Here is a 24,287-nt window from a genome sequence, read left to right on the forward strand (position 1 = left end):
GCGACAATTCAAACCGCTGATTTGCCCGACGAGGAAAGCGGAATTTTGCCCGTCGGGTTAATTTGTCGCAGCGCGAGCAATCCATCCGCCGTCATTCCCCGATGCGCAATTGCGCATCTGAGGGCGATGCGTAGCATCGAGCCCGGAATCCATCGTGCAACAGAGCATGCGGCCTGATGGATTCCGGGCTCGCGCTGCGCGCGCCCCGGAATGACGAGAGAGTCGGGCTTACCGCCCCCTTACGCCGCCACCACGCGCGGGGCGCGTTCGGCGGCGTCCGAGGGCTGGCACGGCTTGCGCAGCATCGTGACGTCGGAGAAGCCGACCGCCCGGAGCTGATCGCACATGATGCTGCGGGCGTCCGAATCCATCGAGGCGTCGGGGACTACGACCGCGCGGGCATGCGCGGTCAGTAGTTCCGCCGGCAGGTCGGAGGCCGAGCCGGCATCGAGCAACACATGGTCGTAGACCCGCAGCAGCGCGTCGATCGCCAGCGTCAGCCGCGGCGATTGCAGTTGGGATCGATCAAAACCCGGACGTCCGGCGCTGACGAGATGGACGCGCGACAGCCGGTCTTTGGTGATGATCTGCGCAAAAGTTGCTTCGCCCTGCATCAGTTCGGCGAGCCCGGGGGCTGCCGGATCGACCGAGACCGCCGTCATCGTCGGCGAAGACGCGGTCAGGTCGACCACCACGATCTTGGCCTGCCGCGCCATCAGGCGCGCCAGCGTCAAGGCGGTCAGCGTGATGCCTTCGCTCGACGCGGTGCCGAGAACGGTCACCTTGCGCGCGGCCTCCCCCGCCTGGCCGAGCCGGTCGGCCAGTTGCTCGATCTCGTCGATCCCTGCCGCGAGCTCGGCACGAGGTTCGCTGAAGGCAGGCTTTGAATCGTCCGTCACGGGATGATCAGGTTCCGGTCCGAAATCATCTTGCGGCTCGAAATACGGTGCAGTCGGAGGCGCGGAGACGCCAGCCGGTTCCGCGGCCGAAGTCACGGCAGCGGGCATGGCTGCGGCGGCCGCGCGCGGCGCGGTCATGCGCAGCAGCTCGCCGGTCACGATCGCGCCTGAGGTCAGCAGCAAGGTCGCCAGCGTCGCGATCAGCACGATCGGGAGCTTCTTCGGATAGGCCGGCGTATTGGAAACGGTGGCGCGCGAGATGATGCGGCCGTCAGCCGGCGCGGCCTCGATGTTTTCGCGGGCGGCCGCCTCGCGGTATTTCGCCAGATAGGATTCCAGGAGATCGCGCTGCGCCTTGGCTTCGCGCTCCAGCGCGCGCAGCTGAACGTCCTGGCCGTTGGACGCAGAGGCCTGCTTCTTGACCAGATCCAATTCGTTTCTCAGGCTATCGACCCGGCCGCTGGCGAGGCGCGCGTCATTCTCGAGCGAGCGCGAGATCTTGCTCGCCTCCTCGCGCAACTGACGATCGAGATCGCCGAGCTGCGCCTTCAATTCCTTGATGCGGGGGTGACCGTCGAGCAGCGTCGACGACTGTTCGGCGAGCTGCGCGCGCAGCGTCACCCGCTGTTCGGACAGCCGGCGGATCAATTCGGAATTGAGCACCTCGGAAGCCTCGATCGGCTTGCCGCTCTGAAGCATGTCCTTGATCATGCGCGCCTTGGACTCGGCGTCCGATTTCAGCGCGCGGGCGTTGTTGAGCTGGGTGTTGATCTCGCCCATCTGCTGGTTGGACAGCGAAGTGTTGTTGGTGCCGATGAACAGGCTCGACTTCGACCGGAAATCTTCCGCGCGCTGCTCGGCTTCCGCGACTTTCTTGCGCAGATCCTCGATACCGCCCGACAGCCAGCCGCTGGCGGATTTCGCCTGGTCCTGGCGCGCGCCCTGCTGCAACGCCAGATACCCTTCCGCGATCGAATTGGCGACGCGCGCGGCCAGCTCCGGATCGCGCGACTGGAATTCGATGACGATGACGCGCGACTTGTCCACCGCATACGCCGTAAAGCGCTCGTAATAGGCGTCCAGTACGCGCTCTTCCGGCGTCAGCGACAACGGATCGCGTCCTATGCCGAACAGCGCCAGCAGCGACTTCAGCGGCGAAAAGCCCTGCAGCACCGGATCGAATTCCGGGCGCTCGGCCAGTTTGTTCTTCTTGATGATTTCGCGCGCCAGATCGCGCGATAACAAGAGCTGCACCTGGCTCGTCACCGCCTCGGCGTCGACCGTGTTGCGCTCTTCATTGCGCTCGCCGTTCGGCCGCAGGAACACGTTCTCGCGGCCATCGACCAGGATGCGGGCTTCGGATTTGTAGCGCGGGGTGATCATGTTGACGGCGGCGATCGACAGCACCAGCGCCAGCACCGTCGGGACGATGATCCAGGCGCGCTTGTGGATCAGGGCCTGACCGAGCGCGTGGAGGTCGAGATCGCCGGATTCGGACGCGGCAACCTGTTTCGCAACGGCAGGCTTGGTGACGGCAGGCTTGGCGACGACGGGCTCTGTGGCGACGGTCTTGGTGACGGCCGGTGCGGGCTTTGGAAGCGCCCGCTCCAACACGGCCTTGATCCGGTCCGTACGCCAAAACTCAAAACGCATCGCACACTCCCGCGGACGCCACTTAAAATCGTGACGCGTTTTCGCTCGAAAACGCCACGACCCTACCTCGACCCCGGCGATTACACTCCATTAAGGTTGCTGCTGAGTTAATCCGCGCGAATTGCGGGCTGCAATGACTGCCCCGCAGGGCCGCGGTCATGTTTTGTTAACCATGAACGCCCTTAATCGGGCGGATAGCTTTTCAGGATTCTCCCCCATGCGAGGCGCGCTCGCCCCGATCCCATGTCTGGTTGCTGCGCTGGCGCTTGCGGGCTGCATGGGCCGGACCACGCCGGTTGCCGTGGCGCCCGCCCCGATGGCGGTCGCCTATGCCGAACCGGCGCCGCCGCGCTTTGACGCGGCCTATCATCTCGATACGGGCGACAAACTCCGCGTCGTGGTCTACGGCCAGGAAGGCCTCACCAACACCTATGCGATCGATGCCAGCGGCTCGATCACGATGCCGCTGATCGGTTCGGTCCCGGCGCGCGGCAGCACGCCCGCGGGGCTGGCCGCCGATATCGGCGCCAGGCTGCGCCGCGGTTTCATCCGCGAGCCCTCGGTCGCCGTCGAGGTCGAGGCCTATCGGCCCTTCTTCATCCTCGGCGAAGTGGCGGCGCCCGGACAATATCCTTATGTACCGAACATGACCGTTGAAAGCGCCGTTGCCATCGCTGGCGGCTTCTCGCCGCGGGCGCTGCGCGACCGGGTGACGGTCACGCACACCGACGGAGCCGGAACGGCGCGCTACGTGGTGCCGCCGGGAACGTCCATCAGCCCGGGCGATACGGTGCTCGTTGGCGAACGCTGGTTCTGATTATGCCTGTCGCCGACGGTCAGCCCCTTCGTATCCTGCACGCGACGCGCGCCCCGGTGGGCGGTATTTTTCGCCATATCCTGGATCTCGCCAACGGCCAGGCCGATAAGGGCCATCACGTCGGCATCATCGCCGACAGCCTCACCGGCGGCGAGCGCGCCGAGCAGGCGCTGGCGGAAATCGCCCCCCGCCTCAAGCTCGGCGTTCATCGCGTCGCCATCCACCGCGAACCGCGCCCCAGCGACACCCTGGCATGGGTGCGCTTCCTGCGCCTGGTCCGGAACCTGAAACCGGACGTGCTGCACGGCCATGGCGCCAAGGCCGGTGTGTTCATACGCGCCGGGATCGCCGCCAGGAATACGATCCGGGTCTATACGCCGCATGGCGGGTCGCTGCATTACCCACTGTCGACGTTCAAGGGCAACATCTACGCCCGCCTCGAGCGCGCGCTGATGGACTCGACAGACCTGTTCCTGTTCGAAAGCGCGTTTGCGCGCAACACCTATCAGCGCACCATCGGCACCCCGAAAGGGCTGGTGCGCTGCGTTTTCAACGGCGTCACCGCCAATGAGTTCGACCCGGTCGTCAAGGCCGCGGACGCCACCGACGTGCTCTATGTCGGCGAGTTCCGGCACATCAAGGGCGCCGACCTTTTGATCGACGCGGTGGCCCGGCTGCGTACCGACGGCCGGCCGGTGACGCTGACGCTCGCCGGCGACGGCGAGGAAAGCGCGAGCCTGAAGGCACAGGTGCAGCGGCTCGGCCTCGGCGAGGCCATCCGCTTCATCGGCCACGTCAAGGCGCGCTACGGCTTCTCCAAGGGCTCGCTGCTGGTGGTTCCCTCGCGCGGCGATTCCATGCCCTATGTCGTGATCGAGGCCGCGGCGGCGGGCATTCCGATGGTGGCTGCCAATGTCGGCGGTATTCCGGAGATTTTCGGCTCCCATACCGAGGCGTTGTTCGCCCCCAACATCGCAGCGGCGATGGCGGACGCGATCGAGGTTGCGCTGGAGAATCCGGCCGTGACGCTGGAGCGGGCCAAATCCCTGCGCGAGCGGATTTTCCAGCACTTCTCGCAGAAGGCGATGGTCGAGGGCGTATTGACCGGCTACCGCGACGCGTTTGCCAATCGTTAACCGTTCTTTACCTACGTAACTGTTTCTTCCGATTTGTCCCTTAAGCCGGATGGCAGGGAATTCCGCATCGGCAGGCGCATCCCTATGTGCCGGCCTAAGAACGGAATCAGAATCGGACTTGGAACAGTGGAACCGCTTAACGCTCGCTCGATGTTAGACGCCGCCGCAGCAACGGCCGCGGCGACCGCTACCGGTGAACGCCCGCCGATCGAACGGCGCCGCCGGTTGTCGCCGGCAGCCCTTGCCGTCACCAACCAGAAAGTCAGCCGCGCCTATTCGCCGATCGTGATCGCGGGCGCGGTGCGCCTGGTCGATTTCGTCATGCTCAGCCTGATCGGCCTTGCGCTCTATTTCGCCTATGTCGTGCGCCTCAAGGGTTTCCATTGGGAATATGTCGCGGCGATCGTCGGCATGACGGCGACCGCCGTGATCTGCTTCCAGGCCGCCGACATCTACGAAGTCCAGGTGTTCCGCGGCCAGCTGCGGCAGATGACGCGGATGATTTCGTCCTGGGCCTTCGTGTTCCTGCTGTTCATCGGCGCCTCCTTCCTGGTCAAGCTCGGCAGCGAGATCTCGCGGATCTGGCTCGCATCGTTCTTCTTCGTCGGCCTTGTGGCCCTGCTGATCGAACGCGCCTTCCTGCGCACGCTGGTGCGCAGCTGGGCGCGGCAGGGCCGGCTCGACCGCCGCACCATCGTGGTGGGCTCGGACCAGAACGGCGAACAGCTGGTCGAGGCGCTCAAGACCCAGCATGATTCCGATATCGATGTGCTCGGCGTGTTCGACGACCGCAACGACAGCCGCGCGCTGGAAACCTGTGCCGGCAGCCCGAAGCTCGGCAAGGTCGACGACATCGTCGAATTCGCCCGCCGCACCCGCGTCGACCTCGTGCTGTTCGCGCTGCCGATCTCGGCCGAGACGCGCATCCTGGAAATGCTGAAGAAGCTGTGGGTGCTGCCGGTCGACATCCGACTTTCGGCGCACACCAACAAGCTGCGCTTCCGTCCCCGCTCCTATTCCTATCTCGGCGAGGTGCCGACGCTCGACGTGTTCGAGGCGCCGATCACCGACTGGGACCTCGTGATGAAGTGGCTGTTCGACCACGTCGTCGGCTTCGTGATCCTGATGCTGGCGCTGCCCGTGATGGGACTGGTCGCGCTCGCCATCAAGCTGGACAGCCCGGGGCCGGTGATCTTCCGCCAGAAGCGGTTCGGCTTCAACAATGAGCGCATCGACGTCTTCAAGTTCCGCTCGATGTACCACCATCTTGCCGATCCCACCGCCTCCAAGGTCGTGACCAAAAACGATGCCCGCGTTACCCGCGTCGGCCGCTTCATTCGCAAGACCAGCCTCGATGAACTGCCGCAACTGTTCAACGTCGTGTTCAAGAGCAATCTGTCGCTGGTCGGCCCGCGCCCGCACGCCGTGCAGGGCAAATTGCAGAGCCGGCTGTTCGACGAGGCCGTCGACGGCTATTTCGCGCGCCACCGCGTCAAGCCCGGGATCACTGGCTGGGCGCAGATCAACGGCTGGCGCGGCGAAGTCGACACCGACGAGAAGATCCAGAAGCGCGTCGAGTTCGACCTCTATTACATCGAGAACTGGTCGGTGCTGTTCGACCTCTTCATTCTGCTCAGGACGCCGATAGCGCTGATGACGAAGAACGAGAACGCATACTAGAGTTTCTGAGGCTAACTGCTGTCATTGCGAGCGCAGCGAAGCAATCCATAGCGCGGCATAGCGGATAGATGGATTGCTTCGCTGCGCTCGCAATGACGAAAGCAGCAGTGGTTGCGTACTGTAGTGTCTAGTGTGTGCGTGAGTATCGAATGGCGTATGCGGCGACAGCCGAGGGATCCCTTCCATCGTTGACGGCCGCGCCGGGCGTGCTCGCGGTGCAGCGCGCGATGGTATGGCTGGTCGGCGCGTCCGGGGCCATCGTCTTCATCGAGCCCAGCCCTTATGAGATCGCAACGCTGCTGGCTTCGCTGGTGTTCTTTGCCACCGGCGGTCTGCGGATGCGGTTGGCGTTCATTCCGCTGCTGCTGGCGCTGTTCCTGCTCAACACCGGCTATACGATCAGCGCCATTGCCGTGATCGACCGGCCCAATGTCAGCATGTGGATCGCGACCTCCTGGTACATGGCCATCACCGTGATGCTGTTCGCGATGGTGGTGGCCGAAGACACCGCAGCACGGCTCGACATGCTCAGGCGCGGCCTCGTCGTCGGCGCGGTGATCGCGGCGAGCCTGGGTGTCGCCGGCTATTTCAACCTCGTCCCGGGCGGACGCGACCTCCTCACCCTGTACGATCGCGCCCGCGGCACCTTCAAGGACCCGAACGTGCTCGGCGCGTTCCTGATCCTGCCGGCGCTGTTTTGCCTGCAAAGCGTCGTCTCGGACAAGCTCGGAAAGTCGCTGCGCAACACCATAGCCTTCGGCATCATGTCGCTGGCGATCCTGCTGGCGTTTTCACGCGCGGCCTGGGGCGGGTTGATCCTGACCTCGATGTTCATGCTGGCGCTGATGGTGCTGACCAGCCGGTCGCAGGCGCAGCGCTCGCGTATCATCATGATCGCGCTTGTCGCTGCGATCCTCGCGGCAGCGCTGGTGGCGGTGCTGCTGTCGTTCGACTCGATCGCGCAGATGTTCAAGCAGCGCGCCAGTTTCGATCAAAGCTATGATACTGGCCGCTTCGGCCGGTTCGGGCGCTACGTCCTCGGCGCCAACATGGCGCTCGACCTGCCGTTCGGAATAGGTCCGCTGCAGTTCACCCGCTATTTTCCCGAGGACACCCACAATTCCTATCTGAACGCGTTCATGTCAGGCGGCTGGATCTCCGGCGTGTGTTATCCGGCGCTGGTGTTCGTCACGGCGCTGAACGGCTTTCGCTATATCTTCGTCCGCGCGCCCTGGCAGCGCGCCTATCTCGCCATCTTCGCCGCCTATCTCGGCACGGTCGGCGAGAGTTTCATCATCGACACCGACCATTGGCGGCATTTCTGGATGATGCTGGGGTTGATGTGGGGCATGTTCGTCGCCGCCGAGCACTACAAGGCCCGCGCCGGCCAGACCTTCAACGGCGCGGCCGTCCCAGCTTCTTAGGCGCCTTCGCCTTCGGCGCGTCGATCAATCCCTTCAGCGCCTCGGTCGCTTCCAGCACTGACTTGTAGCTCTCGCTCGCAAACCGCAGCAGCAATTGCAGCTCCGCTTCCGAATAGGTGCTCCATAGCTTGTGCATCGCCTGCTGCATCGGCACGTAGAAGCGTCCGATCTGCGCGATGCTATCAGGCACGGTCGCGATAAAGACCTTGCGCCGGTCGGTCTCGTCGCGCTCACGGCGCACCAAGCCGGCTTTCTCCAGCCGGTCGACCACGCCGGTGATGGCGCCCGTCGTCAGCCCCGTGACCTCGGCGAGACGGCCGGCGGTGACGCGGCCCTCCAGATTGAGAAAGTCCAGGCATTCGAGGTCGGAACCAGAAATTCCGGCCACGTTGGCAACGGTTTGCCCAAAGATCACGCCCTGCGCCGACGACCGCCGCATCGCCTCTTCCAGTTCCTGCAACAGCGCAGCCCGCGCCTTCGGCCTTGACACCGTCGATTTCATATCTTAGTCCACAACTATCTTAGCTACTAAGATAATTAGCAGCTGATATTTCCTACCACCCGACGGATGCATGGAGCAAGGCATGACCAAACGTCCCAAAGCCCTGATCATCGGCGGCGGCATCGCAGGTCCCGTGACGGGAATCTTCCTGAAGCAGGCCGGCATCGATGCCGAAGTGTTCGAGGCCTGGCCCTACGCGGCCGGGATCGGCGGCGGCCTGCAGATCGCGCCGAACGGCATGCACGTGCTGGCCGAGATCGGCCTCGCCTCCGACATGATCGCGCGCGGTTCGGTCGCCGAATCCTTCGATTTCTATTCGCAAGGAGGCGACCGCCTCGGCTCGCTCAACCGCAACATGAAAGAACGCTTCGGCCAGCCCGCGGTCAACATGTGCCGCGCCACGCTCAACGAATTGCTGGTCAACAAGGCCTGGTGCTCGAATGTCGAACTGCGGTTCGAGAAGCGGCTGGTTGGAATCGAGGATCGCGCCGACCAGCCGGTCGTGGCGCATTTTTCCGACGGCAGCTTTGCCGAGGGCGATTTTGTGATCGGCGCCGACGGCGTGCATTCGGCCGTCCGCGGCCACGTCATTCCCGACGGACCAAAGCCGTTCGACACCGGCCTGATCGGTTTCGGCGGTTTTGTCCCACGCGCCGTAATCGAGAATTCGACGATCGGCCAGCGCGTGGTGACGACGTTCGGCCAGAGTGGATTCTTCGGCTATGGCTTCTGCAGCTCAGATCCCGACGACGGCCTGATGTGGTGGAGCACGCAGCCCTCGCACGGCGTCAGCGCCGCGACCTACCGCGCCATGAGCCAGGACCAGCTGCGGCAGCATCTTCGGAAATTCCACGCCGGCTGGCACGATCCGATCCTGCAAATCATCGATGCGGCCGAGAATATCGTGGTGACGGACACGCTCGATGTCGCGACCCTGCCGACCTGGTCGCGCCAGCGGACGCTGCTCATTGGCGACGCCGCGCACGCCACCAGCCCGCATGCCGGCCAGGGCGCCTCACTGGCGCTGGAGGACGCGATGCGGCTTGGCCGCTTGATGCAGGCCAAACAGGAATTGTCCCTGACGTTCCAGAATTTCGAGGCCGAGCGCCGTCCGCGCGCGGAAAAGATCGTGGCGCTGGCGCGCCGCAACGGCAACAGCAAGCGCGAGTTCTCACCGACCGGCGCCTGGATCCGAGACCGCATGCTGAAACTGCTGCTGCCGGTTACGTCCAGGGGCATGGACTGGATGTACAGATACGATCCCCGCGCGGCGTAGTGGCGATTTGTAGGGTGGGCAAAGGCGCACAGGCGCCGTGCCCACCGTCGCAACCGTGCTCTGCATGGTGGGCACGCTGCGCTTTGCCCACCCTACAAGACGCCGCTACCCCTCCACGCTGAACGTCAGCCCGGCATGATCTTCAAGCCGCTTGATCAGTCTGTGCTGCATTGCCGCCCCCGGCGTCCAGATGCCGGCGGGCACCTCAGGCGTATCGCGCAGCAGGCAGATCGCGCATTCGGTGATCATCTTCGCCGTCGAGCCATAGCCGGGATCGCGGTCGCCCTTCACGCCAGCCCGCGCCTGCTTGCCGTCGGGCGAGAGTGCGACGAACAGCAGATCGAAGAAACCGCTCTCCCGTATCTCTTTCGAGGGACCGTCGCCGGGCTTCAGCCCGCTTGCGCCGCCCATCCGCTCGGCATTGACGGCGGCGACGAGCTGTTTGGCGTTGGCTTCGCCTTGCTCTCCCGCACCGGTCAGGACCATCTCGTCATAGACGAAGTCCTTGCCGTACGGAAAGTTCATCAGCAAATTGGAACGGTGCACGTTGCGGGTGTTGATGGTCGCCATGGCGAAGGGCGCGGTCCACGAGCCCAGATCATCGTCGAACAGCGGCTTGTTGCCGCGCGGCTGCTTCGGACCTTCAAATCCCGGCGCCAGCAAGAATGGATCCTTCAACAGGGCGACCAGACTGAGGTCTTGCGCGGCAGCCGCGAACGTCGCCCAGGTGCTCGCGGCGGTACCACCGGACAACGTGCCGCTCATGTCGCGGATCCGGCCCTTGACGCGGTTGGCCGGTGCGCCAAAAATCTTTCTCGCTTCTTGCTGGACGGAGAACACGCCGAGTTCGAACGGCAGCGAATCGAAGCCGCAGGAAAATACAATGCGCGCGCCGGTCGACTTTGCGGCCGCCTCGTGCGCGTCGATCATCTGCCGCATCCAGAGCGGCTCGCCGCAGAGGTCGAAATAGTCGGTGCCGTCGGCGACGCAGGCTGCGACCAGTTCGGAGCCATAGCGCTGATACGGACCGACGGTCGAGATCATCGATCTGGTTTGGCCGACCATCGCCTTCAGCGAGGCGGGATCGTCGGCATCGGCAACGATCAGCGGGGTATCAGCCGGCGCGCCGATCGCGTCGCGCACGGCAGCGAGCTTGTGCAGGCTGCGCCCGGCCATCGCCCATTTCAGATTACCGTCGCCCTTGTACTGCGCGGCGAGATATTCCGCGATGAGCTGGCCGGTAAAGCCGGAGGCGCCATAGACGACGATGTCGAATTTCGACGAAGACATTGCCTGATTTCCGGGAAGATGATGCTCGAGCTGGAGCTATTTCTCCACGGTGAACGTGAGGCCAGCGTTGTCGACCAGCCGCTTGATCAGCCTGTGCTGCATCGCCGCCCCCGGCGTCCAGATGCCGGCGGGCACATCAGACGTGTCGCGCAGCAGGCAGATCGCGCATTCCGAGATCATCTTCGAGGTCGAGCCATAGCCGGGATCGCGATCACCCTTGACCGCCGCACGGACCTGGCGGCCATCGGGAGCGATCGCCACATAAAGCAGGTCATAGAGGCCGTTCTCGCGCTCTTCCTTCGATGGCCCCTCGCCCGGCTTGGGCGCACCCGGGCCGGTCTTTTCGGTGTTTGCGGCCATCACGAGCTTGGCGTTGGCCTCGCCCCTCTCGCCGGCGCCCGTCAGCACCATTTCGTCGTAGACGAATTCCTGCCCGTACGGAAAGCCCATCAGCATGTTCGAGCGATGGACGTTGCGGGTGTTGATGAGCGCCATCATGAAGGGCGCGATCCAGGACTGCAGGTCTTCCTCATAGGACGGCTTGCTGCCCGGCGGCTGTTTCGGCCCCTTGAATCCGGGCGTCAGCGCGAACGGATCCTTGAGGATCGCAACGAGGCTGAGATCCTTGGCTACGGCTTCGAAGGTCGCCTTGGCACTCGCGGCAGTGCCGCCGGACAAGGTGCCGCGCATATCGCGCACGCGGCCCTTGACGCGCAAAGCCGGCGCGCCGAACACCCGCTTGGCTTCCTCCTGCACAAAGAAGGCACCGAGTTCAAACGGCACCGAGTCGAACCCGCACGAAAACACGATGCGCGCGCCGCTCGCCTTCGCCGCGGCTTCATGCTTGTCGATCATCTCGCGCATCCAAAGCGGCTCGCCGCAGAGATCGAAATAGTCGATACCTGCTTCCACACAGGCCGCGAGCAGCTCGTTGCCATAAAACTGATACGGGCCGACCGTCGAGATCACGGATTTCGTCTGCCCAACCATCGCCTTCAGCGAGGCAGCATCTGACGCGTCGGCCACGATCAGCGGCGTATCCGACGGCGCGCCGATCGCGTCGCGCACGGCAGCGAGCTTGTCCTTGCTGCGTCCGGCCATCGCCCATTTCAGGCTGCTGTCGCCCTTGTACTGCGCGGCGAGATATTCGGCGACGAGCTGGCCGGTGAAGCCGGTGGCACCGTAAACAACGATGTCGAATTTCGACGAAGACATGTTCGATTCCTTAAGACTCGTCATTGCGAGGAGCGAAGCGACGAAGCAATCCATACTTCCTATGTCGCTGTGGATTGCTTCGCTGCGCTCGCAATGACGGTTTCTACCTCATTTCGCAAGGTTATTTCTTCGCATACGAAACGCCCATGCCGGCGCGGACGTCGGCCTGGATGCCATAGGGCGCGATCGGATAGCGCAGGCCGTTTTTCGCCAGTTGCTTCATGCCGACAATGGCCTTGGCGAGATGGGCGGGCTGCAGCGCCATCAACATCTCTTCGTCGGGCACGCCGCCATAGCGACGTTCCGCGAAACACGGCAGCGACAGCGAGGGCTCGCCGGTCTTGAGCGCCCGCCCCCAGGAATCCGCGCAGGCGGTCTCGCCGACCACGCCCCATTCGAACTTCTTGTAGCCGGTATATTGCAGCCCGTTGATCAGGATGATCATCTGGCCCGGCGTCGCATAGACCAGACAGATATCAGGCGGATTGAGCCGTCCGCTGGTGAGCGGGCTCACCGCCATCGCCTGGTACTGGCCGTACGGCACGACGTCGAGCGCTTCCTGGCGCAGCCTCGCGTCCTCCTCGGTGCCGTGCCAGACGCCGACATAGTTTTTTCCTTCCAGGAATTTTTCGTCCTGCGGTGCGAGGCCAATCACCGCGCGGCATTGCGCGCCGACGAGGTCTTCGCCGGTGATGCCGACGGTCCAGCCGAGCCTTGAAGCCATGCTGACGATCTGGTCGGTGGTGTGGACCGCACTGGGGCGCCGGATCTTAGGGATTGCCGCCATCTCCTCGACGGTCGTGAACATCTTGATGCCGATCACGGTGGTCCGGAGCCGCAACAGGCTGATCAGGTCGGCGGCCATGCCGTTCAAATCGAACGCTTCCGGCGGCGTTTGCTGTTGCATGGCGTAAACTCCCAAATCGGCGCGGTGCGCATGTTGTTGTTGGCGTCAATTCTAGCCCGGTCGCCCGGCTGTTGCGACCTCTACTTCGGCGCTGGTCCCGGCAGCAAATCGTCGATCTTGCCGGTGGCCCGGTACGCAACCAGTCCCATCCATTCGCGCGCCGCGGTTTCGGTCCGTCCGAGACCATCAAGAATGGAGTTCGAGAACTTCGTGAAATCGCTGTGGCCGCCGACCCGCCAATCGACCGGATAGGCTTCGACCGTAAATCCTGCCTTGCGGAACAGGCCGACCGATCGCGGCATATGAAAGGCCGAGGTCACCAGCAGCCAGCGCTCGCCGTCCTTCGGCGCCACCAGCGCTTTCGAGAACTGGGCATTCTCCAGCGTATTGCGTGATGCCCGCTCCATGATCAGCCGCGATTTTGCGATGCCGAGGCTCTCGAAAATCGCGCCGGCGAAATCGGCCTCCCGCGCATCGTTCGAAATCAGATTGGCGCTGCCGCCGGTGAACAGAATGCGTGCATTCGGATAGCGGTGCGCCAACGCCGCCGCCGCGATGATACGGTCAGGTGCGCTGCGCACCACCGGCGTGCCATGCGCGGCCGATAGATCCGCCTCGATCGACGCGCCGAGGACGACGATTCCGTCCGGCGGCGCACCCGCTCCGGCCTCCCATCGCGGAAAGCGCTGCTCCAGCGGATAGAGCAACAGGTTTCCGAGCGGCGACAATCCGCAGATCACCAGCAATATCACCGCCGCCATCACGAGCTTGCGGCCAAGCGATGCAAATCGCGTCAGCAGCAGGATAGCGCCAACGAAACCGACGCCGATCAGGAAATTCGTCGGCATCAGCATGTAGCCGAGCGTCTTGGAGAGAACGAAGAACAAGGGGCGACTACCTTACAGACCGGCGTTTGTGGCAAGCACTGTCATACGCGGGCTTGACCCGCGTATCCATCTATCTTCACATAAACCTTGTCCGACAAATGATGGATTGCCGGGTCAAGCCCGGTTGCTTTTGCGAATATTTACCGGGGATTTTCGGGGTCCGCCACCCCCGGGGCTACGGACGGGGCTGGCAGGACAGGAGCCGCGACGACGTCGGCAATCGTCCACCGCGATCCACGACGCCGATCAGCTTGACAACTGTGAACCCAACACCAGTTCTATTTCGCGTTGAATATGCGTCGAGAAGCCAAAGAAGTCCAAATCCTGACTTGCCAGCCAATTTCGCGAATCCACCACGCCGAGCGATTTGTTTGGGCAAAGACTATTCAACCGCTTTGCGGTCATTCGAGAAAGACCGAGTGCGACGAAGCTGATCATCGTTCGATCCGACGCACCAACCTCCAAGTATAGCGAAAGCGCTGGTATGCTCGCCGCAAGATCGGCGAGGCCAACCCTTGAAAGAACGTCGGCTAGAAGCGCATTATAGCAGCCAAACGCTCTAACATAATTGAAGCGCAACTCCTTCTCGACCAAGTCGAGTGTTGCTCGGATATGTGTACTGATAGACGCGCTCTGAAATCGAGCACGATCATCGATTAGTTCTGGAATAGGGATTCCCTGCATCCATTTTAAAAGCATGACAGCAAAAAACCGATTCTGCTTTTCACTGTTCGCTTTCGGCAATATGGTCCGATGGAGAAGCTCGAGCACCTTTACGTAGGAATCAAAAGCCGAACCTTCACGCGGGTGGGCTGGGATGAAATTGCGAGCTACACTCTGGAGGCCAGAGGCCATCTCCGAAGCCAAGACGTCGTACAATTCCTGCTGGCGGTGTGCAGAAATCGTGGGTGACAATCGCAAGAGTTCACCCGTTAGAGATTCGCTTGTCAGCATTCGAAAGTGCATTTTCAAGTTGATGCCTCGATGTTGGGCTGGGAGCCGGATACGAGCGATCGAGTGTTGCGGCTATTCGTCCACTCTTATAATCACTGAGCAATCGAACAAAGGCCGTCTCTAACTCGCCCCTCGCGCTAATTGCGGCTGTGGAATCATCATCGATGACGGCATTAAGGTCGGAACTGCGAAGGTCAATTGCCTGCTGCATCGCTGGGACTATCGGCGAGAGGCGTGGACCAGAGAGCGGCTGCTCTTTCCATTCCCGATAGTTGAGCAGATAAATATTCCCCTGAAACTCCTTTCGTAGCCGACCCGCTCGTCCGGATAGATTCCAAAAGTCAATTGACTCAAGCGGCGTGCTTTTCTTTCGCTGTGGCGTGTGCATGAAGATGTTCTGCGCCGGCATATTCACACCGGCCAGCAGCGTACTTGTGCAGACGAGATATCGGAGTTGTCCTACAGAAAAGGCCTCTTCGATCGCGTTTCTTAGGACCGTTGGTATATTACCGTAGTGAAATCCAACTCCGTTCAAAACCGTCGCGGCCAGGACATATTTTGAGTGCACCGCCTCCTTCGCCAAATTTGACAGTTCTTGCAGCGAATCAGAAGCAGGTTGATGCTCATGGTCGGCTCCGCGCAATGTGCTGATTTGTAGAGCGATCTTTTCTGCGTCTGCCTGTCCGTCCGCATAGACGATCGACTGCTTCTCTGATCCGAATCGATGAGAGAGATGGACAAGGCAGTCGGTTCTCGATGCCAAGGTTTGCCCGAGTTGGGCTTTGCCAATCTCGTTGCGACTTGCGCCGTCTCTGGCATATAGAGCAACGTCGCCGCGCTTTACGCCAGTTACTTCCACCTCGATAAAGTTTTGGGAGACCGTGGCCTCATCGGTCGACTGTGGGCTGATATCTGATCGGCCGGTCATCCGCCCGAAGATGTCAAGGTTTGAGACTGTCGGGCTAGCAAACAGTAACTGCGTGTCGATCTTGCGAGCAACGAGTTCGTCAATCACGCCTTGAAGCAATATTCCTCTGTCGCCGTCCTGCACGGAGTGCGCCTCGTCAATGACGAGGAAATGGACTTTCCGATTTGGGTCGTTATTCAAAAGGATTTGGAGGCGCTCCTGAGTGAAGACGAAGACGACCTTGGCGGGAAGCTGCTCGTCGGGCTCCGGAGGAACGGTTATGACCTCGACATCGTTCGCCCCTGCATCACCAAGCGCCAATTTCATATCGGCCTGCACTTGCGAGATCAAAGCTCGCGTTGGGACGACATAACAAGCGCAGAATCCTGGACGAGAAGCGTATGCATTCGAAATGAATGCTTGCAGAATAAAGGACTTCCCAGTCGATGTCGGTGCGGAAATAGCAATCGACGCTCCACCGCTAAGGTTGTCCCAGAGCTTCTTCTGAAAGTCGGTCAGCAGAAGCGACTGTCGGGCTATCAAAACCTCATTCCCGCGACGCCTAACGAGCTCCTCCTGAGCGATTGCCCAAGGAGTTGAAACCAGAGCCTGATCAATGGAGGCATTTGTCAATACGCTTGGGAAATTGCCTAGTCGAACGAGAACTGCACGAACCGCAGCGTCTAATCCATCAATACTGCCGGCGAACAATTCGTGGACATAGGTCGCTAGGCGATACGCGGTCAGCCGATGAGCACTTTGTGACGAACAAGCAAGGATCGCGGCAGCCTCGACGTACCGAATCGCATTATCGGTATCGATAGAACTGCTGGGCCCAGAAGGTTCGACGCCAGCGGATCTTGCTATCCAGAGCCGCTCCAGTGCCTCCATTGCTACAGGCAGTCGCGGGCTAGACCACACGCGTTCGATCAGTGCGTCGATCATTTCTTTTTCGCCCATCCTATCCGAAGCTGCCATTCGTCTCGCAGCTTTGCTACAGATTCCACCGGGAGAAAGAAGACCTCCAGTCTGTGATGGCTCACTTTCTTTGACGCTAGCAACGACTGCAGAGAATCCGATGCTTTCTTCAGCTCCGCTTCCAACTGCTTAACAAAGAATGACTCGATCTCGTCAGGCTTGACTCCAGCAAGCTTACTGAATGCAGCGAAGTCAAAGCCAATCAAGCAAGTCGATGCGTAGAGCTTCTGATCGTAGCTCTCACTCAACGGGTCCAGATACTCAACAATTTTGGCCTGAGCCTGAGCCGTCAATCCGGTTGTGTTGATAAAACGTCGCACTAATCTAATATCTTCTTTCAGTTTGGAATGCTCCAGCGCCGAGGAGATGGAAGTCACCGCATCGCTCAAAGCGCTCCCGATCGTTTTGTGTATCTTTGCCTCACCCCAGAAGAAAATCAGCTTGTTTGATTGAGCGTCGAACTTGACGTGGATTCCATCAGAACTATGAACCGGCATCGATGAGGTGGTCTTCATCGACATTTTTGCCAGCAATTGCGGCGCTTCGAGAATCCACTCTGTCAAAAGGTACAGTAATAGTTCACCGCATTCCCCATTTCTGTTCGTTGATTCCTGCGCCTTGATAAATAGCTCGGCCGCGGTGTCGCGCAAACGAACGTAAGCGAGCAGCTTGTCCTGATCGCTAGCGGCTTGGACTTTCTGATGCACTGCTTCGATTTCGGAGCGACTTAGGGCAAAGTTGCAAATATAAATCGAAATATGCTCCAGCAACTCACCTAATCGAGGCATCGCGCCTTGAAATGGAAGATAGTGACCCCGGATTGTAATGTAGTCGTTGCCGCAGCTCTCAGGTTTGAGCGAGCGTATCAACTTCGCTAGCGACGAGAAATCGCCCTGCAGCGAAGATACTATATCTGCAGTGCTGATATTGTTGTTGTTAGACACAATCGACCCGTTAGCTCCTTATCAGTTGAGCTACTTGCCCCAAGTTTTACCGCTTACTCGCGGATCTTATGCAGACTAAGTAGGAGAAATCGACACGCGACCCATCACGTCTAACGACCGCAAAGCACTTGGTATTGAAATCTGCTCGCATCACCTCGAAATGGTGGACGCCATTCCCGATCTTCTCGTTCACATTAGGATGCCGCTCCAAGAGAGCACTCAAAAATAGCGCGTCGGACTCTGACACCCAATCATCGGGGCGGTACTTCGAAAGCATGCTTTTGCAAAACAGCAGAGCGTCCCCCTGCTTTGCGAACACCTCCGTGCCGACCGTAAGCGGCTTCGCTTTCCCCATATCGCCATCAATAGCAGGTTTATTTCGGTGGAGTATTAACGCTGCAACTGAAGCGTGCAAGCCCCCTAAGGCCTAGCCATCGCCGTGAGGCGGTGGTGTGTACGGCGGCGATCTTGTAGGAGGCCGGATAGTGCACTGCAGCGACCACCACGTTGTCCGGATCGTGCTTGCAGGATGCCGCGCAGCCGCACATTCCACAGCCCGAATTCCAGCTGCTTCTCGTCGGCGTAGTCGCGCACAAACGCCAAAGCACGGCACCTTCGTGTCCCAGTGCTCGACGCGCTTGCCGTGCGGCGCGGCGGCGCAGACGGCGAATATACTTGTCGGTTAAGACTGCGCTCGCTTCACTTGGTCCGTTCTCCCTCCCGGGGGGCACGGCTAGTGACATGCTTTGAAGCTATCATCCTGGGGCTGCGCCGAGGCTACGGAGCGCATGTGGTGCTACGCCGCGCGATTCCCTGCAACGGCACGCAGGGGCCGGGCGCGACGCTGAGCAAGCGAATTATCCCCAGCTTTGTCACTTGCGCTAAGCGATGCTATGAGGTCCGCGGACCGGGCACCTAGGTCAAGCCCGACAATGACAGAGTGGTGAACGAGCGTCAGACAAGAAAGCCCCCCATGACCCATCATCACCTGCATTCCAGCCCCAAAACCTGCCACTGGGGCTTTTTCGAAGCGAAATTGAAGCCGGTCCTGACCATTGCCAGCGGCGATGAGGTCACGGTCGATACCATCACCGGCGGACCCGACGTGGTGCCGGACCGCAGCAAATTTCATGTGCCGCCGGAGCTTGCCGACGTGCACGCCCAGAACGAACGGATGGTGCCGGGCCATATCCTGACCGGGCCGATCGCGGTTGAAGGCGCCGCGCCCGGCGACGTGCTCGAGGTCGACATTCTCGACGTCCAGCTCCGGCAGGACTGGGGCTACAATCTGATCAAGCCGCTGTCAGGCACCCTGCCCGACGATTTCCACGAGACGCGGCTGCTGAACATTCCGCTCGACCGCGAACGGATGGTGGGCCGGATGCCGTGGGGGCTCGACCTGCCGTTAAAGCCGTTCTTCGGCGTGATGGGCGTGGCGCCGCCGCCGGCCTGGGGCCGCATCACCTCGCTGATCCCGCGCGCGATGGGCGGCAATCTGGACAACAAGGAGTTAGGGGCTGGCGCCAAGCTCTATCTGCCGGTGTTCGTGCCCGGCGCGCTGTTTTCCTGTGGCGACGGCCACGGCGTGCAAGGCGACGGCGAAGTCTGCGTCACCGCGATCGAGACCGCGCTGCAGGGGCGCTTCCGCCTGACGCTGCGCAAGGACATCAAACTGGATTATCCGCGCGCGGAAACGGCTGACCATTACATGACGATGGCGATGGACCCCGACCTCGACCAATGCGTGGTGCGCGCGCTGCGCGACATGATCGTGCTGCTCGGCGAGAAGCGCAATCTGTCGCGCGAGGACGCCTACACGCTGTGCAGCCTTGCGGCCGATCTGCGGGTGACGCAGACGGTCAACGGCTCCAAGGGCATCCACTGCATGATCGCAAAGAGTGTCGTGCACGACTGATAGCCGTAACGCGGTGCGCCGTCACAGCGGCGAAAGCAGCTCCAATGTGGAGCGAATCCTGACGCTGGTCTTTCCAACCAGCGCCGCGCCCTGCACTTCCGCGCGATCGGCGGCATAGCTGCCGCTGAAGCCGGTGGTGACCTCGCGCCCGCCAAACAGCGGCAGCACGCCGGCCGATTTGGTGTGCTGGTTGGTGGTCAGTTCGCCGCGCCATTTGCCGCGATCGGCGGTGTAGGAGCCCGTATAATAGAAATGCGAGTCGCCGCCGGCGATCTTGCCGTCGAGCAGCACGATGACGCCGCTGGCATGGCCATGCCCGCCCTCAATCATTTCGGTCAGGATTGAGTAGAGACCGTTGGTCATCGTCATCGCAGGATTGCCCCTCGTCGAAGCAGCATCGACCGTGCAGACCACCTGAGGCAATCGGGAAATGGGTGGAGGAACTGGATCGTTTCGCCGCGGCTGCGTGGCCGCCGTCAGGCCGGTAGCTGGTCGCGCAGCGCTGTCCAACATTAGAGCCTGTGTGGCGCCAGTCGAATTTTTCGACGCCGTTACAAGGAGATAGGCTGCGACCTTGGCGGCAATTGACTTATCCCCATGAAACTTAATAGAGTCTAAATAGATACTTTTCAGTACAGCGTTTAAAAGTTAGCGTTCTTGCATGGCTACAGAAAAAGCCGAAACCGACCGCATTCCCGTGACGTTGGCGATCTCGACCATCAGCTATCTCGAAAAACTGGTGAGACAGGGCACCCACGGCACTAGCGTTCCCGGCGTTGCGAAGACCCTGATCGAGGAAGGCATCCGGCTCGCCATCAAGGATGGGCTGCTGTCGATCCGCGACAATGGCAGGCCTTGATGGCACGCCAGCGGAAAATTCGCTGACGGGAGACAGGAACGCGGCGGTTCCTCAAAGAATTTGGGACCGCAAGCATGTTCGCAAACATACCGACCTGGACCACCGAGCGCGTCGAACTCCTCAAGCAACATTTCGAATCCGGCCTCTCCTGCCGCGAGATCGCCGCGCACATCGGCGTCAGCCGCAACGCCGTGATTGGCAAATTGACACGGCTCGGCCTGACCCGCGGGCCGACCAACATCGAACAGCATTTGCAAGGGGCCACGAAGGAACGCAGCCCGAAATCCGTTCCCCGCACGCAGTACCGGATGCTGCAAGTGGTCTACCAGAACGGGCAACCGGCCCCCGACGCCCCGATCGCCAGCGAGCGGCCCTGCTCACTGCTCGAACTCAGCCATGAGCGCTGCCGCTGGCCGATCAGCACGCCCGGCGCGGAAGATTTCTGCTTTTGCGGCAACACACCGCTCAAGGGTATGCCCTATTGCGTCGGCCACACCCGCCTCGCCTACAAGCCCGGTTCGCGCCAGCGCGTGGCCCGTGCCTGACATTGTCTGAAGCACTCTCTGCTTAAAGCGCCGCAGTCACTGCGCGGGCAACAGCGCCTGCGCTCCCTTGTCCTTGATCAAGAGCACCAGGAATTTCGCCGGCTGGGTGCTGCTCGCGTTCCGGTCGACGACATGAATATCATCGGGGCCTTCATAGAAACTTTGTCCTGCTGTCAGTGTCACGGGTTGTCCACCCTTCAGCTGCATCACGACGGAGCCCTCCAGCACATAAACAAACGCATGTGCGTTGTGTCGGTGGACAGCACTCGACCCGCCGGGCGCATGCTCGACCATGATCATCAAAGCTTCCTTGCCGGGACTATCCGGAAGATCCTTGGACATGAGCGGCGTCACCTTGGGGGCCTGAGCTGCCGCCGTTCCGGTCATCAAGCACAGAAGAACCAGCGCAACGAGTTTGTTTGTCATAATCGCCTCTTTCGTTCATTGCCCAGGAGCTGATGCGGGATCAGGCCTTTGCGCGGCGAAGCCATTCGTCGAGACCGATGCGGCCGAGGCGCGCCTCGCCCAACGGCACCAGCGAGTGCTCGTCAACCCGACCGCCCCAGTATCGGGCCTCGGGATCGCTCACGACTTCGCGCGGGTCGCCAACCGCCTTCAGATAGCGAGCGATGATGTCATTGAGCGGCGCTCGTTCCGGTCCGGCGATCTCCACGATGCCGCTTCGCGGCGCCGCGAGTGCCAGATTGGCAACGATGGCAGCAACGTCGTCCGACGCGATGGGCTGGAACAGGATAGGCGGGAGCCTCACTGTGTTTCCGTCCACACTTGAATCCGCGATACCGCGAACGAATTCCAGGAACTGGGTCGCGCGAACGATGGTGTATGGAATGCCGGAGGCTTCGATCAGTTTCTCCTGGGCGACCTTGGCGCGGAAATAGCCATTGTCGGTCCGGTCGATCGCGACGATCGACAATGCGACATGATGCCGGACGTTCGCTGCGGCCTCGGCGGCGAGCAGGTTGCGGCCGGAGGTCTCGAAGAATTCGAGCACCGCCTTGTCGTCAAATGAGGGCGAATTGGCCAGGTCGATCACCACCTGTGTGCCCGCCATGACCTCCTTGAGTCCCTCACCGGTGACCGCGTTAACGCCGCTCTTGGGCGAGGCGGCGACGACTTCATGGCCGCCCTGGCGCAGAATGGCGACTGTCTTCGAGCCGATCAGGCCGGTGCCACCGATCACGACGATCTTCATGTTGATGCTCCCTTGTCGTATCAGCTTAGGTCCGCTTCGAACCCGCAGAATACTATCCCAAGGTACAGGTCGGACTACCAAGCTGAGCCAGCGAGACCCGGTAGACCGTACCGCCACGCGGCGTTTTCCGTCAGCGTGGCAGGCTTAGGTGAGCCAACAACTCTTGTTGAGTTCCGGCTCTGGTCGCTACTCAGATCGGCCCCTCAGGCCAGCTTCCAGCCGACCTCGTCCCGATAGCTCTGGTAGAAATCGAGCGTATACGCCTCCTCCGGCGTCTTGCGCACGCGCTCGTCGAGCTTGTGGGCGTCGTCGCCGACCAGGATGCGCCAGCGGTCGGCCTTGACGCCGTCGAGGATAATTTTCGCGGCGGCCGCCGCCGTGGTCGGCGCATCATCATGAAACGATCGCGCGCGGTCGAGCGCGAGTTGCTGGATGTCCTCATCCGACATGGCAGAGGTGTCGGTGCCCATCCCCTTGAGCCGTTCGCGGGTCACGCCGATTTCAACATCGGTCAGGCGCTCGGTCTCGCTGCCGCTCTGGATCTTGCGCGAGTTCGACACGATCGAGGTGCCGATGTGGCCGGGCATGACGACCGAGCACTTGATATGCGGCGCGTTGAGCCGCAGGTCCGTCATCAGCGCCTCGGAAAATCCCTTCACGGCGAACTTGGCGGCGGCGTAAGCGGTGTGCGACACGCCGGGGCCGACCGACGCCCAGAAGCCGTTGACGCTGGACGTGTTGATGATGTGGCCCTCGTCGGCCTTCAAAAGCAGCGGCATGAAAGTGCGGACCCCGAGATAGACGCCGCCCCAGCAGATGTTGAAGGTGCGCTCCCATTGCTCGCGCGTGTTGGTGAACAGGCTGCCGCCACCGCCGATGCCGGCATTGTTGAACAGCAAATGGATCTTGTCGGTCGCCTGCTGCTCGATCAGCTCATCGCGAAACCGCTTCAGCTGGTCCTCGATCGCGACGTCGGCGATATGCGTGGTGACGCGCAGGCCCTGCGGCAGCTTGGTTGCCTCACACAGTTGCTTGGTTTCAGCCATCGCCTCGGCGGAGACGTCGCACATCGCGACATTGCAGCCCTCGGCAACGAGCTGGCGCGCCAGCTCGCGGCCCATGCCCGTGCCGCCTCCGGTGATGACGGCGATCTTTCCGGCGAATTCCTTCATGGGGATCCTTTTTCTTTTTCACGACGCTTCGAAACGGTGCCGTCATGGCCGGGCTTGTCCCGGCCGTCCACGTCTTGCTTGATGTTAGACTGTAAAGACGTGGATGCCCGGCACAAGGCCGGGCATGACGACGCATTGAACACTTATCCTACTCCGCCGCCTCAACGCGCTGGCCGGCCGATGCCCCCAACCCCTCCAACGCCTTCTTGATCGCGGCCTGTTGCGTTACCGATGCTTCCGGCATCGGCGCGCGCGGATAGGTTTTTGGCAGTCCCTGCAGCGACTGCGCGTAGCGCGTGCAAGCCGGCAGATTGTCTGAGACTACAGCGTTCCACAGCGTCAGCAGCTTCTTGTGCAGGTCGAGCGCGCGGACGTGATCGCCGGCCTTGACCGCATCCCACAACTCGACCGAGGCATGCGGCGCGGCCGTGAGGATCGCGGCGATCGAGCCGTGCGCGCCGAGCGCGTAGGACGGATACATCAGCGCGTCGACCGCGCTGTAGATCAATTTGTCCGGCGCCATCATCATGAGATCGGCGAACAGTTTCAGATCGCCGGCGCTCTGCTTGACGCCGACCACCAGCGGCACCTCGTTCATGATCCGCGTCAGCAGCGCGGGCGACAGATACGACCATGGCACCACGTTGTAGATGATGATTGGCATGCCGGTCTCGTCGGCCATCCGGCGGAAATGATCGACCATCGCCTGATCGTCCGGCTTGAACAGATAATGCACCGGCGTCACCTGCAGCGCCGCGACATCCATGTCGCGCACCAGTTTGCCGCGCCGGATCGCATCGCGCGTGGAGTCGACGATGATGCCGGCAATCACGGGCGCGCGGCCCCTGGCGGCTTCCACCGTTGCCGCCACCAGGTCGCGATACTCTTCATGATCGAGCGTATGCCCCTCGCCGGTCGAACCGCCCGCCGCCATGCCATGGCTGCCGGCGCCGATCAGCCAGTCGACCTGCGGTGCGACCTGCTTGAAATCAATCTCGCCGTCCTTGCGAAACGGCGTTGTCATCGGCGGTATCACGCCTGTCGGGCGCATTTTCATCATCGACCCCTTGCGTTTCCGTTTCCCAAATCCGACCCCGCTCTTTGGCGGATATTC

At 61.7% G+C, this 24,287-nt stretch carries 23 protein-coding genes; 8 read left to right on the plus strand and 15 right to left on the minus strand.

Annotation, left to right across the window (positions count from 1 at the left end; all coding sequences use genetic code 11):
* Nucleotides 1-239 precede the first annotated feature (239 nt).
* Nucleotides 240-2,552, minus strand: coding sequence for a GumC family protein (locus JQ641_RS31535; RefSeq protein WP_211999893.1), 2,313 nt, complete (start codon nt 2,550-2,552; stop codon nt 240-242).
* A 217-nt stretch (nt 2,553-2,769) separates the two neighbouring features.
* Between JQ641_RS31535 and JQ641_RS31540 the strand changes: the two genes are divergently transcribed.
* From JQ641_RS31540 to JQ641_RS31555, 4 genes are all read left to right on the plus strand, one after another.
* Nucleotides 2,770-3,369, plus strand: a complete 600-nt coding sequence (locus JQ641_RS31540) for a polysaccharide biosynthesis/export family protein (RefSeq protein WP_211999903.1) — start codon at nt 2,770-2,772, stop codon at nt 3,367-3,369.
* Between the two features lie 2 nt (nt 3,370-3,371).
* Nucleotides 3,372-4,505, plus strand: a complete 1,134-nt coding sequence (locus JQ641_RS31545) for a glycosyltransferase family 4 protein (protein ID WP_211999904.1) — start codon at nt 3,372-3,374, stop codon at nt 4,503-4,505.
* 150 nt (nt 4,506-4,655) lie between these two features.
* Nucleotides 4,656-6,185, plus strand: a complete 1,530-nt coding sequence (locus tag JQ641_RS31550; RefSeq protein WP_211999911.1) for an undecaprenyl-phosphate glucose phosphotransferase — start codon at nt 4,656-4,658, stop codon at nt 6,183-6,185.
* A 149-nt stretch (nt 6,186-6,334) separates the two neighbouring features.
* A complete protein-coding gene (locus tag JQ641_RS31555; RefSeq protein ID WP_211999919.1) occupies nt 6,335-7,609 on the plus strand; it encodes an O-antigen ligase family protein in 1,275 nt (424 codons plus the stop codon).
* On the opposite strand, the gene JQ641_RS31560 is transcribed toward JQ641_RS31555, so the two are convergent.
* Nucleotides 7,581-8,111 carry a MarR family winged helix-turn-helix transcriptional regulator gene (locus tag JQ641_RS31560; protein ID WP_211999922.1) on the minus strand — a complete coding sequence of 177 codons (531 nt, stop codon included), beginning with the start codon at nt 8,109-8,111 and terminating at the stop codon, nt 7,581-7,583. The two genes, JQ641_RS31555 and JQ641_RS31560, sit on opposite strands and share 29 nt — an antisense overlap.
* 82 nt (nt 8,112-8,193) lie before the next feature.
* On the opposite strand from JQ641_RS31560, the gene JQ641_RS31565 reads away from it, so the two are divergent.
* Nucleotides 8,194-9,387 carry an FAD-dependent oxidoreductase gene (locus tag JQ641_RS31565; protein WP_211999923.1) on the plus strand — a complete coding sequence of 398 codons (1,194 nt, stop codon included), beginning with the start codon at nt 8,194-8,196 and terminating at the stop codon, nt 9,385-9,387.
* A gap of 105 nt (nt 9,388-9,492) precedes the next feature.
* Here the strand turns inward: JQ641_RS31565 and JQ641_RS31570 are convergent, their stop codons facing one another.
* From JQ641_RS31570 to JQ641_RS31605, 8 genes are all read right to left on the minus strand, one after another.
* The gene (locus tag JQ641_RS31570) at nt 9,493-10,677 is read right to left on the minus strand and encodes a saccharopine dehydrogenase family protein (protein ID WP_211999924.1); all 1,185 of its coding nucleotides are present in this window, start codon (nt 10,675-10,677) and stop codon (nt 9,493-9,495) included.
* A gap of 36 nt (nt 10,678-10,713) precedes the next feature.
* Nucleotides 10,714-11,892 (minus strand): saccharopine dehydrogenase family protein, encoded by a 1,179-nt coding sequence (locus JQ641_RS31575; protein WP_211999928.1) that lies wholly within the window; start codon nt 11,890-11,892, stop codon nt 10,714-10,716.
* Between the two features lie 121 nt (nt 11,893-12,013).
* Nucleotides 12,014-12,799 (minus strand): DUF169 domain-containing protein, encoded by a 786-nt coding sequence (locus JQ641_RS31580; RefSeq protein WP_211999930.1) that lies wholly within the window; start codon nt 12,797-12,799, stop codon nt 12,014-12,016.
* 80 nt (nt 12,800-12,879) lie between these two features.
* Complete coding sequence (locus tag JQ641_RS31585; RefSeq protein ID WP_211999932.1) at nt 12,880-13,686, minus strand: YdcF family protein; 807 nt, start codon at nt 13,684-13,686, stop codon at nt 12,880-12,882.
* A 246-nt stretch (nt 13,687-13,932) separates the two neighbouring features.
* A complete protein-coding gene (locus JQ641_RS31590) occupies nt 13,933-14,640 on the minus strand; it encodes a hypothetical protein (protein ID WP_211999934.1) in 708 nt (235 codons plus the stop codon).
* Nucleotides 14,612-16,507: a DEAD/DEAH box helicase gene (locus JQ641_RS31595; protein ID WP_211999936.1), complete on the minus strand. Its 1,896-nt coding sequence runs from the start codon at nt 16,505-16,507 to the stop codon at nt 14,612-14,614. The genes JQ641_RS31590 and JQ641_RS31595 overlap by 29 nt, the downstream gene beginning before the upstream one ends.
* A complete protein-coding gene (locus JQ641_RS31600; RefSeq protein ID WP_211999940.1) occupies nt 16,489-17,469 on the minus strand; it encodes a HamA C-terminal domain-containing protein in 981 nt (326 codons plus the stop codon). The genes JQ641_RS31595 and JQ641_RS31600 overlap by 19 nt, the downstream gene beginning before the upstream one ends.
* A 46-nt stretch (nt 17,470-17,515) precedes the next feature.
* Nucleotides 17,516-17,824, minus strand: a complete 309-nt coding sequence (locus JQ641_RS31605; RefSeq protein WP_211999942.1) for a DCL family protein — start codon at nt 17,822-17,824, stop codon at nt 17,516-17,518.
* 618 nt (nt 17,825-18,442) lie between these two features.
* Between JQ641_RS31605 and JQ641_RS31610 the strand changes: the two genes are divergently transcribed.
* Nucleotides 18,443-19,384, plus strand: a complete 942-nt coding sequence (locus tag JQ641_RS31610; RefSeq protein WP_211999946.1) for an acetamidase/formamidase family protein — start codon at nt 18,443-18,445, stop codon at nt 19,382-19,384.
* Between the two features lie 21 nt (nt 19,385-19,405).
* Here the strand turns inward: JQ641_RS31610 and JQ641_RS31615 are convergent, their stop codons facing one another.
* A complete protein-coding gene (locus tag JQ641_RS31615; RefSeq protein ID WP_249150906.1) occupies nt 19,406-19,753 on the minus strand; it encodes a GrlR family regulatory protein in 348 nt (115 codons plus the stop codon).
* Between the two features lie 292 nt (nt 19,754-20,045).
* On the opposite strand from JQ641_RS31615, the gene JQ641_RS31620 reads away from it, so the two are divergent.
* On the plus strand, nt 20,046-20,243 hold the full coding sequence (locus tag JQ641_RS31620; RefSeq protein ID WP_192733542.1) for a hypothetical protein: 198 nt from the start codon (nt 20,046-20,048) through the stop codon (nt 20,241-20,243).
* A 74-nt stretch (nt 20,244-20,317) separates the two neighbouring features.
* The gene (locus JQ641_RS31625; RefSeq protein WP_211999947.1) at nt 20,318-20,788 is read left to right on the plus strand and encodes a GcrA family cell cycle regulator; all 471 of its coding nucleotides are present in this window, start codon (nt 20,318-20,320) and stop codon (nt 20,786-20,788) included.
* 36 nt (nt 20,789-20,824) lie between these two features.
* Here the strand turns inward: JQ641_RS31625 and JQ641_RS31630 are convergent, their stop codons facing one another.
* The 4 genes from JQ641_RS31630 to JQ641_RS31645 form a co-directional block, all read right to left on the minus strand.
* Nucleotides 20,825-21,214 (minus strand): cupin domain-containing protein, encoded by a 390-nt coding sequence (locus JQ641_RS31630; RefSeq protein WP_211999948.1) that lies wholly within the window; start codon nt 21,212-21,214, stop codon nt 20,825-20,827.
* A gap of 40 nt (nt 21,215-21,254) precedes the next feature.
* Complete coding sequence (locus tag JQ641_RS31635; RefSeq protein WP_211999951.1) at nt 21,255-22,001, minus strand: SDR family oxidoreductase; 747 nt, start codon at nt 21,999-22,001, stop codon at nt 21,255-21,257.
* Nucleotides 22,002-22,204: 203 nt separating this feature from the next.
* Nucleotides 22,205-23,173 (minus strand): SDR family oxidoreductase, encoded by a 969-nt coding sequence (locus tag JQ641_RS31640; protein ID WP_211999953.1) that lies wholly within the window; start codon nt 23,171-23,173, stop codon nt 22,205-22,207.
* A gap of 148 nt (nt 23,174-23,321) precedes the next feature.
* Nucleotides 23,322-24,230, minus strand: a complete 909-nt coding sequence (locus JQ641_RS31645; RefSeq protein WP_211999954.1) for a dihydrodipicolinate synthase family protein — start codon at nt 24,228-24,230, stop codon at nt 23,322-23,324.
* Nucleotides 24,231-24,287 lie beyond the last annotated feature (57 nt).

The sequence above is a fragment of the Bradyrhizobium sp. JYMT SZCCT0180 genome (assembly GCF_018130165.1).
Lineage (GTDB): Bacteria > Pseudomonadota > Alphaproteobacteria > Rhizobiales > Xanthobacteraceae > Bradyrhizobium.

Excerpts from the sequence above, each read along its gene's own strand:
- JQ641_RS31540 (WP_211999903.1), top strand. The coding sequence starts at position 2,770 with ATGCGAGGCGCGCTCGCCCCGATCCCATGTCTGGTTGCTGCGCTGGCG.
- JQ641_RS31630 (WP_211999948.1), bottom strand. The coding sequence starts at position 21,214 with ATGACAAACAAACTCGTTGCGCTGGTTCTTCTGTGCTTGATGACCGGA.
- JQ641_RS31580 (WP_211999930.1), bottom strand. The coding sequence starts at position 12,799 with ATGCAACAGCAAACGCCGCCGGAAGCGTTCGATTTGAACGGCATGGCC.
- JQ641_RS31570 (WP_211999924.1), bottom strand. The coding sequence starts at position 10,677 with ATGTCTTCGTCGAAATTCGACATCGTCGTCTATGGCGCCTCCGGCTTT.
- JQ641_RS31550 (WP_211999911.1), top strand. The coding sequence starts at position 4,656 with ATGTTAGACGCCGCCGCAGCAACGGCCGCGGCGACCGCTACCGGTGAA.
- JQ641_RS31565 (WP_211999923.1), top strand. The coding sequence starts at position 8,194 with ATGACCAAACGTCCCAAAGCCCTGATCATCGGCGGCGGCATCGCAGGT.
- JQ641_RS31620 (WP_192733542.1), top strand. The coding sequence starts at position 20,046 with ATGGCTACAGAAAAAGCCGAAACCGACCGCATTCCCGTGACGTTGGCG.
- JQ641_RS31605 (WP_211999942.1), bottom strand. The coding sequence starts at position 17,824 with ATGGGGAAAGCGAAGCCGCTTACGGTCGGCACGGAGGTGTTCGCAAAG.
- JQ641_RS31610 (WP_211999946.1), top strand. The coding sequence starts at position 18,443 with ATGACCCATCATCACCTGCATTCCAGCCCCAAAACCTGCCACTGGGGC.
- JQ641_RS31575 (WP_211999928.1), bottom strand. The coding sequence starts at position 11,892 with ATGTCTTCGTCGAAATTCGACATCGTTGTTTACGGTGCCACCGGCTTC.
- JQ641_RS31590 (WP_211999934.1), bottom strand. The coding sequence starts at position 14,640 with ATGCTGACAAGCGAATCTCTAACGGGTGAACTCTTGCGATTGTCACCC.
- JQ641_RS31535 (WP_211999893.1), bottom strand. The coding sequence starts at position 2,552 with ATGCGTTTTGAGTTTTGGCGTACGGACCGGATCAAGGCCGTGTTGGAG.
- JQ641_RS31555 (WP_211999919.1), top strand. The coding sequence starts at position 6,335 with ATGGCGTATGCGGCGACAGCCGAGGGATCCCTTCCATCGTTGACGGCC.
- JQ641_RS31545 (WP_211999904.1), top strand. The coding sequence starts at position 3,372 with ATGCCTGTCGCCGACGGTCAGCCCCTTCGTATCCTGCACGCGACGCGC.
- JQ641_RS31560 (WP_211999922.1), bottom strand. The coding sequence starts at position 8,111 with ATGAAATCGACGGTGTCAAGGCCGAAGGCGCGGGCTGCGCTGTTGCAG.
- JQ641_RS31635 (WP_211999951.1), bottom strand. The coding sequence starts at position 22,001 with ATGAAGATCGTCGTGATCGGTGGCACCGGCCTGATCGGCTCGAAGACA.
- JQ641_RS31640 (WP_211999953.1), bottom strand. The coding sequence starts at position 23,173 with ATGAAGGAATTCGCCGGAAAGATCGCCGTCATCACCGGAGGCGGCACG.
- JQ641_RS31625 (WP_211999947.1), top strand. The coding sequence starts at position 20,318 with ATGTTCGCAAACATACCGACCTGGACCACCGAGCGCGTCGAACTCCTC.
- JQ641_RS31645 (WP_211999954.1), bottom strand. The coding sequence starts at position 24,230 with ATGAAAATGCGCCCGACAGGCGTGATACCGCCGATGACAACGCCGTTT.
- JQ641_RS31595 (WP_211999936.1), bottom strand. The coding sequence starts at position 16,507 with ATGGGCGAAAAAGAAATGATCGACGCACTGATCGAACGCGTGTGGTCT.
- JQ641_RS31615 (WP_249150906.1), bottom strand. The coding sequence starts at position 19,753 with ATGACGATGACCAACGGTCTCTACTCAATCCTGACCGAAATGATTGAG.